This is a genomic window from Fastidiosipila sp., from assembly GCA_012511175.1.
Lineage (GTDB): Bacteria > Bacillota > Clostridia > Saccharofermentanales > DTU023 > UBA4923.
Genome location: JAAZGO010000009.1, coordinates 1 through 3122 on the forward strand (window position 1 = coordinate 1; position 3122 = coordinate 3122).

The 3122-nt window shown below is 53.3% G+C and carries 3 protein-coding genes; all 3 read right to left on the reverse strand.

Going from position 1 to position 3122, the window contains the following annotated elements; genetic code table 11:
- On the reverse strand, positions 1-604 hold a 604-nt coding region (locus GX839_01590; GenBank protein ID NLB04161.1), incomplete at its 3' end, for a cytochrome C biogenesis protein.
- 203 nt (positions 605-807) lie between these two features.
- Positions 808-1797 (reverse strand): LCP family protein, encoded by a 990-nt coding sequence (locus GX839_01595; protein ID NLB04162.1) that lies wholly within the window; start codon positions 1795-1797, stop codon positions 808-810.
- 225 nt (positions 1798-2022) lie between these two features.
- Complete coding sequence (locus GX839_01600; GenBank protein ID NLB04163.1) at positions 2023-2820, reverse strand: zinc-ribbon domain-containing protein; 798 nt, start codon at positions 2818-2820, stop codon at positions 2023-2025.
- Between the last annotated feature and the right edge of the window lie 302 nt (positions 2821-3122).

The window sequence follows — 3122 nt, forward strand, 5'->3', positions numbered from 1 at the left end:
GGGTTTGTGTAGTGAATAAGCCGACAATCAGGAAGGGAATGGTAAAACCGAGCACATAAACGCCAACCAGCAGGAAACCCAGGCTGCGCTGCGCTGTTCCCGCTGCCATGAGCAGCACGCTGGACATGGCAGGGCCAATGCAAGGAGTCCAGGCAAAACTGAAGGTAAAGCCCATCAGGTAGGCAATCAGCGGATTCATGGCAAAACGGTCCAGCTTGAAGGGGAGCCGTCTGTCCCGGGACAAAAAGAATGAACTTCCAAAGACACCCAGCTGGTAGAGCCCGAACAGGATGACCAGAACACCTCCGCCAATCACGAAGGTGCGCCGATAAGCTTGGAAAAACTCGCCGGCCGCCGTGAAACCGAGCGCCAGAATAAAGAAGGTTGAGGCAATACCCAGCACAAAAAAGAAGGTATTCAAAAAAACGCGTTTGCGCGGATAACGGACCTCACCGTCTTCACCGACGTGGTAGGTACCACCCGCCAGATAACCGATGTACATGGGAAGCAAGGGCAGGACACAGGGGGAAAGGAAACTGACCAAACCCTGCAAAAAAACAGTCAGTACGGGAATCGAGTGTTGTATCTCCAATGCAGGCGGCATCTATCCCTCCCCAAAAAACCAGGCATCCCCCGGTCGGAATGCACAAGCAATATTCTAGCAAGTCCAGGGATTTTACCTGTTACAAGCGAAACGTTCACCTTCGACTGTGATAAACAAGACCTGGGGATCTGCCTGGCGGGCAATCCTGTACGGTCCGGGGCCCGGAAAATGGAGCAACCGGCCCTTGCCTGTTTCATCAAAGTCTAGTTCAGCAAAAACCTGACCAGCCGGTCATGCGTCTTTACCATGTCGAACCACCAGACCTCCTGGCCGCGGACGTAGTAGTAGCGCGTTTCTCCCGTTGCGGGCAGCTGGAGCTGCCGCCGCTGGTAAGTGAGCAGCGTGGGGGCCCGGTTGATGTAATCCTTCAGGTTGAGGTTGGTGTAAGTGTTGTTCAAAATGACCGTGGCAGCCTTGTAAAGGGAAGAACCGCCCTGATTGGCCATTTCATTGACAACCGAATTGATCACATTCCGTTGCCGCTGATTGCGTTGAAAGTCGCTGTCAATTTTGCGGATTCGTGCGTATTCCAGGGCCTGGCTGCCATTCAGCCGCTGACTGCCGGGCTCCCGCCCCAGATATTCCGCCTCCCGGCTCGTCAGGTTAATCGTAACCCCGCCAATGGCATCGATAATCCGGATGAAGGAAGTGAAATTGATGGCGACGAAACCTTTGATGGGAATCCCGTAGTTGGCTTCGACGGTCCTGATGGCGAGGCCCGGGCCGCCGTACGAGTAGGCTGCATTCAAGAGTCCCCAGGGGTGGCTTTTTGCGCCAATCTTGACGTACATGGCTCGCATGAGCGAAACGATATTGATCTTTTTTGTATTGTGGTTGATCGAGAGGATCATGATGACATCGGATCGCCCCTTGTAATTGTTGGTTCTGGAATCTATCCCGAAGAGCAGGATATTCTCGACCCCGGGCATTTGTTTCATTTCAATGGTGCCGCTTTGGTGCAATTCCGGCCTTTTTATCTCCGGCGGAACCTCCTCGTCATCGTCAAACCCATCCGGTTCCTCACCCTCCTGGTCATCCCAGTCGTCTTCTTCGGTAAAAATGTCATAGTCCATCAAGTTTTCAATTTTATAAAAGTCCTCATCTCCTTCGGAGACATAAGTGACTCTTGAAAACAGGTCGGCATAGATCAGGTAGACTCCGGAAAAAATGGAAATCAGAAAACCTGCCGCCATTCCAAGCACCAGAAATTTCAGGGGAAAGTGATGGCTGAATGATTCAGGCCCCGGCTTCTTTCCTGTTGCCCGGCCTTTGGTTTTTGTGCGGCCGGGACGCACCGGCCTTGCTCGTTCCGACTGTGGCACCTTGATCGACCTGTCCTTATGCGGATTATCCGGGAATGCCCATGAAACCATGAGCATTCCCGGAAAAAATAGATTTTATTTCAGTCCCGTCCAAAACTAGAACCGAAATGCCTTGCGAAAGCTCCACTGCAGTCCCTGTGAAAAAATCGCGCTGTAAAGGAAAAGCAGGACGAAGAAAACGCCTGCGATTACAAGCGTAATCAGCCAAAGCTTTTTCAGGTCCGCCTGTGACCCTGCGACTGCTGACATTACAGCAGCGGCAAAGATCAATATTGGCACGACATACATGAGAACCGAGATGAATGTACCCCCGGGCAGCACGACGCCAAGAATGAAGGCGATCAGAGAGACGGGCAGGACGACATTCAGGCAGGAGGAAAATCTGGCGAAGGTATGGATCAGCCGCTCCTCCTCTTTAAGAATAAACTTTTTGCAAACCCAGGCCATGGTCGGCATGGCTCCAAGGATAATCAGCATGAAAAACCACAGGAGGAAGAATCCCCCTGCGTGCCAGTTCATAATCCTGGCAGCTTCCAGCGTGGAAAACAGGGACACAAAGAAGGGAACGATGGCTGCGAACAGGATATGCATGGGCTCCCTTGTGCCGAAAAAGCCCTGAATCAGCCATTTGGGATATCGCTTTGCATCCAGGGCGAGGGCGGAGGGAGGTTTGGGCGGCTGGGACGGGTAAGGATAGGGGTAGGGGGCCTGCGGCGGTGGCGGGGCTGGCCCTGCCTGGTAAGGAGGCGGAGGAGGCGCAGCAGGGGGTATTGCCTGGGCTTGTCCGGCTTCCGCCGGGCTAGCTGCCAGAGGGGCTTCCTGTTTGGTTCCGCAGTTGCTGCAAAACATCGCATCGTCGGCAAGTTCCATCCCGCAATTCTGACAATTCTTCATTCGGTCTCCTCTTTCTTAACATTTGTCCGGCTTAATCCGGCAGACTCTTATCCGGTCAGGAATGTGTAGATTATAACACAGGGACCAAGGCGTTCATGGGGCGTCAGTCCTCTATGCCGCCCGCTGGCGGGCGCCCTCAAAGGGAGAAAAGTCCCTGCTCTTTGCCGGGTTTCCTGGCCTGACTTTTACAGTTTGAGCTGAATCACCCAATCCATTTACGGCATCCACTATCTCCCAAACTCGCCTAATGCGCAGGTTTGGGAGTTTTTCCATGAGGGAAATGGCGCCCGGCTATTGTGTTA